Origin of the sequence: Pseudomonas palmensis (genome assembly GCF_017848315.1) — a bacterium.
Lineage (GTDB): Bacteria > Pseudomonadota > Gammaproteobacteria > Pseudomonadales > Pseudomonadaceae > Aquipseudomonas > Aquipseudomonas palmensis.
The window spans coordinates 156,898-170,740 of sequence record NZ_JAFKEC010000001.1; the positions used below are offsets into that span (position 1 = coordinate 156,898).

The window sequence follows — 13,843 nt, forward strand, 5'->3', positions numbered from 1 at the left end:
TGCACGCTGACTAGACTGCCGCCCATGAACCTTCACGCCCCCTCCATCGACCCCGAGCAAAGCGACGCGCTGGCCGCCCTGTGCAAGGCCGGCGGCGACCCGCTGCGGCTGAACGTGCTGCGCGCGCTGGCCAGCGATTCGTTCGGGGTGCTGGAGCTGGCGCAGATCTTCGCCATCGGCCAGTCGGGCATGAGCCACCATCTCAAGGTACTGGCCCAGGCCGACCTGGTGGCCACCCGGCGCGAAGGCAACGCGATCTTCTATCGCCGCGCACTGCCCGACAGCCAGCGCCTGGGCGGCAAGCTGCACGGGGCGCTGCTGGAGGAGGTCGACGCGCTGGAACTGCCGGCCGAGGTGCAAGCGCGCATCGGCCAGGTGCAGGTGCGCCGGGCCGCCACCAGCCAGGACTTCTTCCTGCGTGTGGAAGAGAAATTCCGCGCCCAGCAGGACCTGATCGCCGGCCTGGCGCAGTACCGCGAAAGCCTGCTGGCGCTGCTCGACAAGCTCAGCTTCGACCCGCTGGCCAGCGCCCTGGAGGTCGGCCCCGGCGATGGCGAGTTTCTGCCCGAACTGGCGCGGCGCTTCACCCACGTCACCGCCCTGGACAACAGCCCGACCATGCTCGAGCTGGCGCGCCAGGTGTGCCAGCGCGAGCGCCTGGCTAACGTAACCCTGCTGTTGGCCGATGCACTGCATGCAACGGATGTACAGGCCGACTGCGTGGTGCTGAACATGGTGCTGCACCATTTCAGCGAGCCTGCCCAGGCCCTCGGGCACCTGGCCAAGCGTGTCAGACCAGGCGGAAGCCTGTTGGTAACAGAACTGTGCAGCCACGACCAGAGCTGGGCGCGCCAGGCGTGCGGCGATCTCTGGCTGGGCTTTGAACAGGATGATTTGGCCCGTTGGGCCAGCGCCGCGGGGCTGGTTCCCGAGGACAGCCTCTATGTGGGCTTACGTAATGGTTTCCAGATTCAGGTTCGCCACTTTCAGCGACCACCTGGCGACACTCACCATCGGTAAATTTTAGGAACCCGTCGAGATGAGCGAATACTCCCTTTTCACCTCCGAGTCCGTGTCTGAAGGGCATCCGGATAAAATCGCCGACCAGATTTCGGATGCGGTGCTCGACGCCATCATCGCCGAAGACAAGTTCGCCCGCGTGGCGTGCGAGACCCTGGTGAAAACCGGTGTGGCCATCATCGCCGGCGAAGTGACCACTTCGGCCTGGGTCGACCTCGAAGACATCGTGCGCAACGTGATCGTCGACATCGGCTACAACAGCTCCGACGTCGGTTTCGACGGCGCCACCTGCGCGGTGATGAACATCATCGGCAAGCAGTCGGTAGACATCGCCCAGGGCGTTGACCGCAGCAAGCCTGAAGACCAGGGCGCGGGCGACCAGGGCCTGATGTTCGGCTACGCCAGCAACGAAACCCCGGAGCTGATGCCAGCCCCGATCAGCTTCTCGCACCAGCTGGTGCAGCGTCAGGCCGAAGCGCGCAAGTCCGGCCTGTTGCCGTGGCTGCGCCCGGACGCCAAGTCCCAGGTCACCTGCCGCTACGAAGGCGGCAAGGTGGTGGGCATCGACGCCATCGTGCTGTCCACCCAGCACAACCCGGACGTGTCCTACGCCGACCTGCGCGAAGGCGTGATGGAGCTGATCGTCAAGCACGTGCTGCCGGCCGAGCTGCTGCACAAGGACACCCAGTTTCACATCAACCCCACCGGCAACTTCATCATCGGTGGCCCGGTGGGCGACTGCGGCCTGACCGGCCGCAAGATCATCGTCGACACCTACGGCGGCATGGCCCGTCACGGGGGGGGCGCTTTCTCCGGCAAGGACCCGTCCAAGGTTGACCGTTCGGCCGCCTACGCCGGTCGCTACGTGGCCAAGAACATCGTTGCCGCTGGCCTGGCCGAGCGCTGCGAAATCCAGGTGTCGTACGCCATCGGCGTGGCCCAGCCGACCTCGATCTCGCTGAACACCTTCGGCACCGGCAAGGTTGCCGACGAGAAGATCATCCAGATCGTGCGCGAGTGTTTCGACCTGCGTCCGTATGCGATCACCACCATGCTCGACCTGCTGCACCCGATGTACCAGGAAACCGCGGCCTACGGTCACTTCGGCCGCACCCCGCGGGTCAAGACCGTGGGCGACGACACCTTCACCACGTTCACCTGGGAACGCACCGACCGTGTCGACGCGCTGCGCGCGGCCGCCGGGCTGTAAGCAACACCCGGTACAAGCAACACCCGGTAAACAAGAGCCCCTGCCAGGCGACTGGCAGGGGCTTTTTCTTGCCTAGGCTTGAAGTTCCACCCGCCGAGCAAGGACGCTCGCCATGCCCTTCAAGCTGTTGTCCGGCCTGCTGTTCGCCAGCACGCTCGTCTGTACCCCAGCCACCGCCCTCGCCCGGTCCTGCCCCGACTGGCCACCGGCAGTGGCGCAAAGCGAACTCAAGCAGCTGGGCGAGCGCCTGGCCGACTGGGACGATCATTACCATCGCCTGGGCGTCGCGTTGATCAGCGACGAGCTGTACGACCAGAGCCGGGCGCGCCTGCAACACTTGCAAGCCTGCTTCCCCGGCACCGGTGCGCCCCCGGCAGACCCGCTCGGAACCGCCACCGGCCCGTTGCGCCACCCCATCCCCCACACCGGCCTGAACAAGTTGCCCGACGAAGCCGCCGTGCGCGCCTGGATGCACGGCAAGCAGGACCTCTGGGTACAACCCAAGGTGGATGGCGTGGCCGCCACGCTGGTCTATGCAAAGGGCCGGCTGGTGCGCCTGATCAGCCGCGGCGACGGCGCCTACGGGCATGACTGGAGCCGCCACCTGCCGGCACTGGGCGCCCTTCCCCACACGTTGCCCGAACCTCTGGACCTGATACTGCAAGGCGAGCTGTTCTGGCGCCTGGACGGGCATGTGCAGGCCGCAGCGGGCAGCCGGAATGCCCGCGGCAACGTCGCCGGGTTGCTGGCGCGCAAGCAGCTCACCCCCGCGCAGGGCGCGGTGGTCGAGCTGTTCGCCTGGGCCTGGCCGCAGGGCCCCCTGGACCAGCGCGAGCGCCTGGCACGCCTGAGCGCCCTGGGCTTCGCCTACAGCGAGGCGTTCAGCCAGCCGGTGCAGACCTTCGACCAGGCCGCCCACTGGCGCCAGCACTGGTACCGCACGCCACTGCCATTCGCCAGCGACGGCGTGGTGCTGCGCCAGGGCCGGCGTCCGCCCGGCGAGCGCTGGCAGGCCCGGGCGCCGTACTGGATAGCGGCATGGAAATACCCCTTCGCCCAGGTGCTGGCCGAGGTGCGACGCGTGCAGTTCAACGTGGGGCGCACCGGTCGCATCACCCCGGTACTGCAACTGGCACCGGTGCAGTTGGATGACCGCACGGTGCGCCAGGTCAGCGTGGGCTCGCTAAGACGCTGGCAGCAACTGGACATTCGCCCGGGCGATCAGGTGGCGATCAGCCTGGCAGGCCTGACCATTCCCCGTCTGGACGGCGTGGTGCACCGCGCCCTCGAACGGCGCGAGATGGAGGTACCGGCGGCCGATGCATTTCATCCGTTGAGCTGCTGGGAGCTGAGCGCCGAGTGTCGTCAGCAGTTCCTGGCCAGGTTGCAATGGCTGGGCGGCAAGCAGGGCCTGGCACTCCCAGGTGCCGGGCCGGCCAGCTGGGAGCGCCTGGTCGACGCCGGCCAGTTGCGCACACTGGCCGATGTGCTGGAACTGCCCGCCGAACATCCGTTGTACCCCGCCCTCGAACAGGCCCGTCGGCGACCCTTTACCACCTGGGCGCGGGCCCTGGGTATGCCGGCCCCGCGTGCGTTGGCAGCGGGGGACACCTGGGCCGCGCTGGCTGCCCGCGATGCGGCGCAATGGCAGGCCGAGCCCGGCGTGGGTGCCCACCGTGCCGGCCAGTTGCTGGCCTTTTTCGCTCACCCGCAGGTGCAGGCCCTGGCGGCGCGGTTACGTGAACATACAATCGAGGGTTTCTAAATTTGTCGGATCAGGGCAGCATCATGGGTTTCTGCCAAGCCCGCGACCACGGAGCCACTATGAAACTGCTTTCCCCGCTTGCCCTGTTCGCCGCCTGCTCGCTGCTCGCCACTTCGCTGATGGCTGCCGAGGAACAACCCGGCCTGACCGGCTGCGCTGCCAAGAAGCAGGCGATCAGCGAACAGATCGAACAGGCCCGCGCCCACGGCAACAGCGCCCAGCAGGCCGGCCTCGAGAAGGCCCTGAGCGAAGTGACCGAGCACTGCACCGATGCCGGCCTGAAGAAACAGCGTGAACAGAAGGTGCTGGATGCCCGTCATGAAGTGACGCAGCGCACCAAGGACCTGGACAAGGCCATGAAGAAAGGCGACGCCGACAAGATCAACAAGCGCAAGGACAAACTGGCCGAGTCGAAGAAGGAACTGCAACAGGCACTGGATGAGCTGGAGAAGTAGTCCGCGTTGAACCCTTCGCCGGCAAGGCCGGCTCCTACGTACAGCGCGCCAACTGTAGGAGCCGGCCGTGCGGCGAAAAGGCCGGCCAGCTCACCCCATCAATGATTGCGAAACTCGGTATGACAGGCCTTGCACGCCGCCTCCACCTTGCCCATCGGGGCCGCGACCGCCGCAGGCTCCAATGGCTGGGTACGGGTCTGGGCGACCAGCTCGCCGGTCACCTGCTCCATCTGCCGCGCCAGCTCCTGGAAACGTGCCTGCTTTTGCCACACATCGGGCGTGGCGCTGCTGTCCTCCTCGCGCACCTGCGGGAAATGCTGCCACGGCTGGTGCGACAACGCGTCGAGCTTCACCGCACCATCGGCAAATTTCTGCCCGTCGAACGCCAGCCGGCCACGCAGCATGCCGCCGAGGTCTTCGCTGGTCTTGAGCATCTGCTTGAAAATCGCCTTGCGCTGGCCCAACGGCGAGTTGGGGTCGACACCGCCACAGGCGCTCAGGGCCAGGCAGGCCACCAGGATCACAGTCATTCGCTTGAACATCATGCTTGGCTCGGCACACGGAAAAAGGCGGCCAGTATCCCCGCCTTGCCGGCAAACACCAATACCCCTACCAAAAACAAGGGTTGCCTGGCCGCCCTGAACGCCAGGCACACCGTAGAGGACTACCCCGCATGAAAACCGCCCTGAGCCGCCTTGGCCTGACCGCCGCGTTGCTGGCCCTGCTGGTCGGCTGCAACGGCAGCGCCCCGGATAAATCCGCACCGCATCCGCTCGCCACCTACAGCCCCGCCACCTGGAAAGACCTGCCCAAGGTCTCCGACAGCGACCTGCTGGCCGGCTTCAATGCCTGGCGCAGTGCGTGCGAGCGCCTCAAGAACGATCCGGTCTGGGCCACCCCCTGCGCTGCTGCGGTGCAGGTGCCCGACGACGCCACCCAGGTGCGTGGCTTCTTGCAGACCCAGCTCGAGGTGTACGGCCTGCGCTCGGCCGAAAACAACGCCAACGGCCTGATCACCGGCTACTACGAACCGGTGTACCCCGGCAGCATGACCCGTACCGCCACGGCCAACGTGCCGGTGTATGGCATCCCCGATGACCTGGTGGTGGTGGCGCTCGACAGCATCTACCCCGAACTCAAGGGCAAGCGCCTGCGCGGTCGCCTGGACGGGCGCGTGCTCAAGCCCTACGACACCGCCGGGGTGATCCAGCAGCAAGGCGTCAAGGCGCCGGTGCTGGCCTGGCTGACCGACCCGATGGACCTGCAGTTTCTGCAGATCCAGGGCTCCGGGCGCATCCAGCTCGAAAGTGGGCAGCAGCTGCGCGTGGGCTATGCCGACCAGAACGGCCACCCGTATCGCCCGGTGGGCCGCTGGCTGGTCGAGCAGGGCCAGCTCAAGAAGGAAGACGTGACCATGGGCAGCATCCACGCCTGGGCCCAGGCCAACCCGAGCCGCGTGCCCGAGCTGCTGGCCAGCAACCCCAGCTACGTGTTCTTCAGCACCCGCCCGGACAGCAACGAAGGCCCGCGCGGTTCGCTGAACGTGCCGCTGACCGCCGGCTACAGCGTGGCCATCGACCGCAAGGTGATCCCGCTGGGCAGCCTGCTGTGGCTGTCGACCACCCGCCCGGACGGCGCGCCGGTGGTACGCCCGGTGGCCGCGCAGGACACCGGCGGGGCCATCACCGGCGAAGTGCGCGCCGATCTGTTCTGGGGTACCGGCAGCGAGGCCGGCGCTCTGGCCGGGGACATGAAGCAGCAGGGTCAGATCTGGCTGCTGTGGCCCAAGGGCGCGGCACTGCCGGTAGTGCCGCAGGTGGAAGGCAAGTAGCTCAGGCCGAGACCACGAAGAAGCTGACGATCAGGCCGATGCCCGCGAACCACACCACCGAGCGCAGCGCGGCCCAGTCGGCCAGGTAGCAGATGATGTAGAGCAGGCGGCTGGTGATGTAGAGCACCGCCAGCACGTCCTGGGTGACCTGCTCGGCATTGCCGACGATGTCGGCGATCACCACCGCCGCGACGAACGCCGGAATCGACTCGAAACTGTTGAGCTGCGCAGCATGGGCGCGGCGCGGCAGGCCTTCGAGCTTGTCCAGAAAACCGCGCGGGTCATGGTTCTGTCGCAGGCTGAAGCGACCACTGCCGAACTTGGCGATGCTGGTGCACACGAACGGCAGCAGCAACGCGATCAATACACACCAGAAAGCGACGGTCATGGCAGGGGTCCTTGTTGTTGGGGTCAGAGTTTCATGATCAGCATGCCGATCAGTACCAGTGCACAAGCTAAGAGCCTCGGCCCGCCGAAAGGTTCTTTGAGGTAGCGCATGCCCATCAGCACCACCAGGATCACGCTCACCTCGCGCAGCGCCGCAGCCTCGGCCACCGAGCCCAGTTGCATGGCCCACAGTACCAGCGCGTAGCTGGACAGCACGCACAACCCCACGGCCAGGCCCAGCTTCCACTGGCTGCGCCAGAACTGCACAAACGGCGCGCGCCGGGCCACCGTCGCCAGCAACGGGAACGGCCAGGCGCTGATCAGCGTCAGCCACACCAGGTAGTCCAGCGGCTGCGACCACAGCCGGATCGCGCTGCCGTCGAGCCAGGTGTAGCAGCCGATGCACAGGCCGATCAGCGCCACCACCGGCAGCATCGACCAGGGCAGACGTTCGCCGCCACCGCCCTGCCACAGCAGGCAGGCCATGCCGCACGGGACCAGCAGAATGCCGAAGATCTGCTGGGTGCTCAGCGTCTCGCCGGCAAAGGTCAGGGTCAGCGCCAGCACCACCAGCGGCGACAACCCGCGCATCAGGGGGTAGACCAGGCCCAGGTCGCCGACCCGGTAGGCCTTGATCAGCAGGTAGCGGTACAACAGCTCGAACGCCGCCGAGGCCAGCATCCACGGCCAGATCTCGGGCGGCGGTACCTGCACGAACGCCACCATCGCCAGGGCGAACAGCAGCGCCACCACGTCCATGCTGGCAATCACCAGCAGACGCTCGCCGCTGAACTTGATCAGGGTGTTCCAGGTGGCATGCAGCAGGGCGGCGATCAGCACCAGCGAAGTGGCGAGCACGGTTGAGTTCCTGGGTAGTGCACGGCTGCGCAGTTTCAACCAGGCGCAACAAAACAGCCAGCCTGCGGTCGACGTTGATCGAAAAAGTGTGTCCTGAACCTCGCGCCGGCGCATCCAAGCCCTGCCCGAGCCATTCGGGCACTGACTTGGAAGCCATTACAGGACCTAGGATGCTTGAGCTAGTTGCCGCGTTTATTTGCCTCACCACCCTCCTCACCTATGTGAACTACCGCTTTATCGGCCTGCCGCCGACCATTGGCGTGATGGTCACTGCACTGCTGTTTTCCCTGATCCTCCAGGGCCTGAGCGTCATCGGCTACCCGGGCCTGGAAGAACGGGTGCAGGGCCTGATGAGCCAGATCGACTTCAACGACCTGCTGATGCACTGGATGCTGGCGTTCCTGCTGTTCGCCGGGGCGCTGCACGTGAACCTGGCCGACCTGCGCGACTACCGCTGGCCGATCGGCCTCCTGGCCACCGTCGGCGTGCTGATCGCCACCGTGGTGATCGGCTACCTGGCACACTGGATCTTCGCCCTGTTCGGCTGGCACGTGAACCTGCTGTACTGCCTGCTGTTCGGCGCACTGATCTCGCCCACCGACCCGATCGCGGTGCTCGGCGCCCTGCGTACCGCCAATGCGTCCAAGCCGCTGAAGACCACCATCGTCGGCGAGTCGCTGTTCAACGACGGCACCGCGGTCGTGGTGTTCACCGTGCTGCTGGGCATCGCACAACTGGGCGAGACCCCGAGCGTGAGCGACACCGCGATCCTGTTCGCCCGCGAGGCCATCGGCGGCGCGCTGTTCGGCGCGGTGATCGGCTACGTCACCTACCGCATGATCAAGAGCATCGAGCAGTACCAGGTGGAGGTCATGCTGACCCTGGCGCTGGTGATCGGCGGCTCGGCCGCAGCCTACGAACTGCACGTCTCGGCGCCCATCGCGATGGTGGTAGCGGGCCTGATCATCGGTAACCTGGGTCGCAACCTGGCTATGAACGACATGACCCGGCGCTACATGGACGGCTTCTGGGAGCTGATCGACGACATGCTCAACGCGCTGCTGTTCGCGCTGATCGGCCTGGAGCTGTTGCTGCTGCCGTTCTCGTGGATGCACCTGGCTGCGGCCGGGGTGCTGGCAGTGGCGATCCTGCTGTCGCGCCTGCTGACCGTGGCACCGGCGATCGTCATGCTGCGCCGCTGGAGAACGGTGCCGCGCGGCACCATCCGCGTGCTCACCTGGGGCGGCCTGCGCGGCGGTGTGTCCGTGGCCCTGGCGCTGTCGCTGCCATCGGGTCCCGAACGTGACCTGCTGCTGAGCATCACCTACATCGTGGTGCTGTCGTCGATCCTGCTGCAGGGCCTGAGCATCGGTCGCGTGGTGCGCGGGGTTACCGAGCAGCCTTGACCGGCGAGGGGCTGCCCAGCAGCCCCAGCAGATGCCGCATCGCCACTGGCCGGCGCGGCGTCGAGCCGTGCAGCACCACCAGTGCCCGCGCGTGGCGCGGGTCATCGCCCAGCGGCCAGGCACAGATGCCCTCATGGGGCATGCCGGCCCATTGCGGCACCAACGATACCCCCATGCCCTGGGCCACCAGCATCACGATGGTTTCCAGCGCATCCAGCTCGCACAGCAACTGCGGCGTGATCAGTTGCTCATCCAGGTAGCGCTGGGCGATCTGCCCGCCCCACGACTGTGCGTCATAGCGAATGAACGGGTGCTCGCGCAGCAACGTATCGGGGGTCAGCGCGGCCTGTGCAGCCGGCGCGATCAGAATCAGCGGCTCGACCTTGAGCACCTGCAGCGCCAGTGCCTTGGGCAGCGTGAAGGGCGGGCGCACCAGAATCGCGGCATCCAGTTCGCCGCCGAGCACCTTCTCGTACAGGCTGCGCGAATCACCCGGGGTGATCTGCAGCTTGAGCCCCGGCGCCGATCGCGCCAGACGCTCGATGAGCCCCGGCAATACCCCGGTCAACGCCGTCGACACCGCGCCCACCCTGACGTCCCCCGTCAATCCGTCCTGGCTCAGGTCGTGCTGCAGTTCACGCGCCTGCTCGATGATCGCCTGGATCCTGGGCAACAGCAGCAGGCACTGGTCCGAGGGGCGGATGGCATGCGCAGTACGCAGCAGCAAGGTGCAGCCCAGTGTGCGTTCCAGCGCCTGCACGCGCTGGCTGATCGCCGCTGCCGTGCGGTTCTCGCGACGCGCGGCCGCGGCAATCGAGCCGGTTTCCACCACTGCCACCAGGCTTTTCAGAAAGCGCACATCCATAAGTTTTTCTTTCGCTCAGAGCAAGGCAAAGCCGTTTTACCCCGTCACACGGCCTACTTACCCTCAACGCTCAACCACACGGGGGATACGCCATGAACAGACCCTTTCACGCTGCATACCACGTTTGCGACCTGGAACAGGCGCGTATTTTTTATCGAGATGTTCTGGGCTGCACCGAAGGGCGCAGCACCGCGACCTGGGTCGACTTCGACTTCTTCGGCAACCAGCTCTCGCTGCACCTGGGCACGCCGTTCGCCACCACCCGTACCGGGCAGGTTGGCGAGCACAAGGTACTGATGCCGCATATCGGCGTGGTACTGCCACTGGACGAGTGGATGACCCTGGCCGTGCGCCTCACCCGGCGTGGCCTGGCATTCGAGATCCCGCCGGTGGTGCGCTTTGTGGGCGAGCCGGGCGAACAACGCACGATGTTCTTCCTCGACCCCAGCGGCAATCCGATCGAGGTCAAGGGCTTCAAGGATTTCGCCGGCCTGTTCGCGCAGTAACGCACCCTTCGCACTCCCCACAACCACAACAACAAGGGGCACCCCATGGGCATTCGCACACCTTCCAGCCTGGTCACGCGCATCATGATCGGCCTGGTCGCCGGCGTGATCGTCGGCATCCTTCTCAACCAGTTCCCCGAGCACAAGGCCTGGTTCATCGACAACCTGCTGCAGCCGGCCGGCGACCTGTTCATCAAGCTGATGAAGATGATCGTGGTACCGCTGGTGTTCGCCTGCATGACCGTCGGCATCGCCGGCGCCGGCAGCACGCGCGCCCTGGGCAGGGTCGGGATGAAGACGTTCGTGTACTTCTTCACCATCACCAGCATCGCGATCCTGTTCGGGCTGGTGGTCGGCAACGTGTTCCAGCCCGGCGCCGGCGCGGACTTCAGCAGCACCCTGCAGGCACCGGTCACCACGCTGGCATCCAGCACCGAAACGCAGAACCTGGGGCGCACCCTGGTGGCCATCGTGCCGGACAACATCGTACTGGCCATGGCCGAGGGCAAGCTGCTGTCGGTGCTGTTCTTCGCCATCCTGTTCGGCTGCGCCCTGTCGATGCTGCCCCAGCAGCAGAAGGCACCGCTGATCAGCGTGATGCAGGGCGTATCGGACACCATGTTCAAGGTCACCCACCTGGTGATGCACTACTCGCCCATCGGTATCTTCGGGCTGATCGGCGTCACCGTTGCCAGCTTCGGCCTGAGCGCACTGCTGCCGCTGGCCAAGCTGATCGGCATTACCTACGTGGCGGTGCTGCTGTTTGCGCTGTGCGTGCTGGGGGCGGTGGCCAGGCTGGCGGGGGTGCGGTTCTTCCACCTGTTGCGCGAGATACGCAGCGAGCTGCTGCTGGCCTACAGCAGCGCCGCCTCGGCCACGGTGATGCCGCAACTGATCGAGAAGATGGAGCGCTACGGCGCGCCACGCCCGATCACCAGCATGGTCATTCCGTTGGGGTATTCATTCAACCTCGATGGCGCGTCGCTGTTCGCAGCGCTTGGCACGCTGTTCATCGCCCAGGCCTATGGCATCGACCTGGACCTGGCTGACCAGGCGATGCTGGTGCTGATCATGGTGCTGACCTCCAAGGGTGCGGCGGGGGTGCCGGGCTTCATGTTCATCATCCTCACCGCCACGCTGACCGCGGCAGGGCTGCCGGTCGAGGGCGTGGCGATCATCGCCGGGGTGTATCGGCTGATGGACATGCCGGTCACTGCACTCAACGTGCTGGGTAACGCGCTGGCGCCACTTGTGATCGCACGCTGGGAGGGCCAGCTCAAGGCACCTGGCCAAACCGCCCCCGCCAGCCCCGCTGCCCCTGACTTGAAGCTTGAAGCTTGAAGCTTGAACTGTGCAGCTACCGCCGTCATTCCACCGAGGTATCGAACTGATCCTTGATGAACTTGATCTCGGTACGCCCATGGGGTGCCGGCAAGCCGTCCTCACCCAGGTTGACGAAGACCATCTTGTCGACGGTGAGGATGCTCTTGCGGGTGATCTTGTTGCGCACTTCGCATTTGAGGGTGATGGAGGTGCGGCCGAATTCGGTGGCGGTGATGCCCAGCTCGATGATGTCGCCCTGGCGCGAAGCGCTGACGAAGTTGATCTCCGAGATGTACTTGGTCACCACACGCTGATTGCCCAGTTGCACGATCGCGTAGATCGCCGCCTCTTCGTCGATCCAGCGCAGCAGGCTGCCACCGAACAGGGTGCCGTTGGGGTTGAGGTCTTCGGGTTTTACCCATTTGCGGGTGTGAAAGTTCATGCGTACTCCTGACCGTCTTGCCAATCGATGCCGACAATGATGGCAGAGCCTGCCGGCGGCCTCCATTGAACATCGACTATCGTCTCGATTAATTGACAGAAAGCCTTGGGCCGATGCGCGGGCGCAGCTATAATCGCCAACGCTTCACAGACGGTCATCACCACTCGATGCCGTTCCCGCCACCTGTCCGAGGGGCGCTGCAGCAGGTTCTCCTGTCAGGCTCGGATGGGGCGTTGCCTGCACGGGGTTCCCCGCACGGGCACTAAACGCACAACGGCGCCCATTCGCACACTACGAATGGAGGCTCTTGATGAGCGCTGTAAACACGCCTGCAGATTTTACCGACTACAAAGTCGCCGACATGTCCCTGGCTGCCTGGGGCCGCCGCGAAACCATCATCGCCGAGTCCGAAATGCCGGCCCTGATGGGTCTGCGCCGCAAGTACGCCGCTGAACAGCCGCTCAAGGGTGCAAAAATCCTCGGCTGCATCCACATGACCATCCAGACCGCCGTGCTGATCGAAACCCTGGTCGCGCTGGGCGCCGAAGTTCGCTGGTCGTCGTGCAACATCTTCTCCACCCAGGATCAGGCCGCTGCCTCCATTGCCGCCGCCGGCATCCCGGTATTCGCCTGGAAGGGCGAGACCGAGCAGGAATACGAGTGGTGCCTGGAGCAGACCATCCTCAAGGATGGCGCGCCATGGGATGCCAACATGATCCTCGACGACGGCGGCGACCTCACCGAGCTGCTGCACAAGAAGTACCCGCAGGTACTGGACCGCGTTCACGGCGTGACCGAAGAGACCACCACCGGTGTGCACCGTCTGCTCGACATGCTGGCCAAGGGCGAGCTGAAGATCCCGGCGATCAACGTCAACGACTCGGTCACCAAGAGCAAGAACGACAACAAGTACGGCTGCCGTCACAGCCTCAACGACGCCATCAAGCGCGGCACCGACCACCTGCTGTCGGGCAAGCAGGCGCTGGTGATCGGCTACGGTGACGTGGGCAAGGGTTCGGCCCAGTCGCTGCGTCAGGAAGGCATGATCGTCAAGGTCTCGGAAGTCGACCCGATCTGCGCCATGCAAGCCTGCATGGACGGCTTCGAGCTCGTTTCGCCGTTCATCGACGGTATCAACAACGGCACCGAAGCCAGCGTCGACAAGGCCCTGCTGGGCAAGATCGACCTGATCGTGACCACCACCGGTAACGTCAACGTGTGCGATGCCAACATGCTCAAGGCCCTGAAAAAGCGCGCCGTGGTATGCAACATCGGTCACTTCGACAACGAAATCGACACCGCCTTCATGCGCAAGAACTGGGCATGGGAAGAGGTCAAGCCACAGGTTCACAAGATCCACCGTACCGGCCCTGGCGATTTCGACGCGCAGAACGACGACTACCTGATCCTGCTGGCCGAAGGCCGCCTGGTGAACCTGGGCAACGCCACCGGCCACCCGAGCCGCATCATGGACGGTTCGTTCGCCAACCAGGTACTGGCACAGATCTTCCTGTTCGGCCAGAAGTACGCCGACCTGTCGCCGGCCCAGAAAGCCGAGCGCCTGACCGTCGAAGTACTGCCGAAAAAACTCGACGAAGAAGTGGCCCTGGAAATGGTCCGCGGTTTCGGCGGCGTGGTAACCCAACTGACCAAACAGCAGGCCGACTACATCGGCGTGACTGTTGAAGGCCCGTTCAAACCAGACGCCTACCGCTACTGATGGGCCAAAGCCGGTGACGCTGCCACAGCGTCACCGGCTTTTTTCTGTGGCCAGC

Annotated in this window: 14 protein-coding genes and 1 riboswitch; of the genes, 9 read left to right on the plus strand and 5 right to left on the minus strand. The window is 65.4% G+C overall.

The features are described from left to right. The first annotated feature begins 24 nt into the window (after positions 1-24). From JZZ72_RS00700 to JZZ72_RS00715, 4 genes are all read left to right on the plus strand, one after another. Entirely contained in the window at positions 25-1,020 is a 996-nt protein-coding gene (locus JZZ72_RS00700) for an ArsR/SmtB family transcription factor (RefSeq protein WP_043863601.1), read from the plus strand. A 19-nt stretch (positions 1,021-1,039) separates the two neighbouring features. Further along, positions 1,040-2,230, plus strand: a complete 1,191-nt coding sequence (gene metK / locus JZZ72_RS00705) for a methionine adenosyltransferase (RefSeq protein WP_210013892.1) — start codon at positions 1,040-1,042, stop codon at positions 2,228-2,230. 112 nt (positions 2,231-2,342) lie between these two features. After that, positions 2,343-3,995 (plus strand): NAD-dependent DNA ligase LigB, encoded by a 1,653-nt coding sequence (gene ligB / locus JZZ72_RS00710; RefSeq protein ID WP_210013893.1) that lies wholly within the window; start codon positions 2,343-2,345, stop codon positions 3,993-3,995. A gap of 59 nt (positions 3,996-4,054) precedes the next feature. Then, complete coding sequence (locus JZZ72_RS00715) at positions 4,055-4,450, plus strand: DUF1090 domain-containing protein (RefSeq protein ID WP_043863604.1); 396 nt, start codon at positions 4,055-4,057, stop codon at positions 4,448-4,450. 98 nt (positions 4,451-4,548) lie between these two features. Here JZZ72_RS00715 and JZZ72_RS00720 read toward each other — a convergent pair whose 3' ends face one another. Next, complete coding sequence (locus tag JZZ72_RS00720; protein ID WP_173925103.1) at positions 4,549-4,992, minus strand: c-type cytochrome; 444 nt, start codon at positions 4,990-4,992, stop codon at positions 4,549-4,551. Positions 4,993-5,123: 131 nt separating this feature from the next. Between JZZ72_RS00720 and mltA the strand changes: the two genes are divergently transcribed. After that, positions 5,124-6,281, plus strand: a complete 1,158-nt coding sequence (mltA, locus tag JZZ72_RS00725; RefSeq protein WP_054915759.1) for a murein transglycosylase A — start codon at positions 5,124-5,126, stop codon at positions 6,279-6,281. 1 nt (position 6,282) lies between these two features. Here the strand turns inward: mltA and JZZ72_RS00730 are convergent, their stop codons facing one another. Continuing rightward, positions 6,283-6,669, minus strand: a complete 387-nt coding sequence (locus JZZ72_RS00730; protein WP_054915760.1) for an MAPEG family protein — start codon at positions 6,667-6,669, stop codon at positions 6,283-6,285. 23 nt (positions 6,670-6,692) lie between these two features. Continuing rightward, positions 6,693-7,526, minus strand: coding sequence for an EamA family transporter (locus JZZ72_RS00735; RefSeq protein ID WP_210013894.1), 834 nt, complete (start codon positions 7,524-7,526; stop codon positions 6,693-6,695). Between the two features lie 170 nt (positions 7,527-7,696). Here JZZ72_RS00735 and JZZ72_RS00740 point away from each other — a divergent pair, with 170 nt between their 5' ends. Beyond that, positions 7,697-8,932, plus strand: coding sequence for a cation:proton antiporter (locus JZZ72_RS00740; protein WP_043863609.1), 1,236 nt, complete (start codon positions 7,697-7,699; stop codon positions 8,930-8,932). On the opposite strand, the gene JZZ72_RS00745 is transcribed toward JZZ72_RS00740, so the two are convergent. After that, the gene (locus JZZ72_RS00745) at positions 8,916-9,797 is read right to left on the minus strand and encodes a LysR family transcriptional regulator (protein WP_043863610.1); all 882 of its coding nucleotides are present in this window, start codon (positions 9,795-9,797) and stop codon (positions 8,916-8,918) included. The genes JZZ72_RS00740 and JZZ72_RS00745 overlap by 17 nt on opposite strands. Before the next feature lie 92 nt (positions 9,798-9,889). Between JZZ72_RS00745 and JZZ72_RS00750 the strand changes: the two genes are divergently transcribed. After that, positions 9,890-10,303 carry a VOC family protein gene (locus JZZ72_RS00750; protein WP_043863611.1) on the plus strand — a complete coding sequence of 138 codons (414 nt, stop codon included), beginning with the start codon at positions 9,890-9,892 and terminating at the stop codon, positions 10,301-10,303. A 45-nt stretch (positions 10,304-10,348) separates the two neighbouring features. Then, positions 10,349-11,644, plus strand: a complete 1,296-nt coding sequence (locus JZZ72_RS00755) for a cation:dicarboxylate symporter family transporter (RefSeq protein WP_236066208.1) — start codon at positions 10,349-10,351, stop codon at positions 11,642-11,644. A gap of 25 nt (positions 11,645-11,669) precedes the next feature. Here JZZ72_RS00755 and JZZ72_RS00760 read toward each other — a convergent pair whose 3' ends face one another. Further along, entirely contained in the window at positions 11,670-12,068 is a 399-nt protein-coding gene (locus JZZ72_RS00760) for an acyl-CoA thioesterase (RefSeq protein WP_043863612.1), read from the minus strand. Positions 12,069-12,251: 183 nt separating this feature from the next. After that, positions 12,252-12,357: riboswitch (S-adenosyl-L-homocysteine riboswitch) on the plus strand. A gap of 21 nt (positions 12,358-12,378) precedes the next feature. Here JZZ72_RS00760 and ahcY point away from each other — a divergent pair. Continuing rightward, positions 12,379-13,788 carry an adenosylhomocysteinase gene (gene ahcY / locus JZZ72_RS00765; protein ID WP_054915763.1) on the plus strand — a complete coding sequence of 470 codons (1,410 nt, stop codon included), beginning with the start codon at positions 12,379-12,381 and terminating at the stop codon, positions 13,786-13,788. Positions 13,789-13,843: the final 55 nt, after the last annotated feature.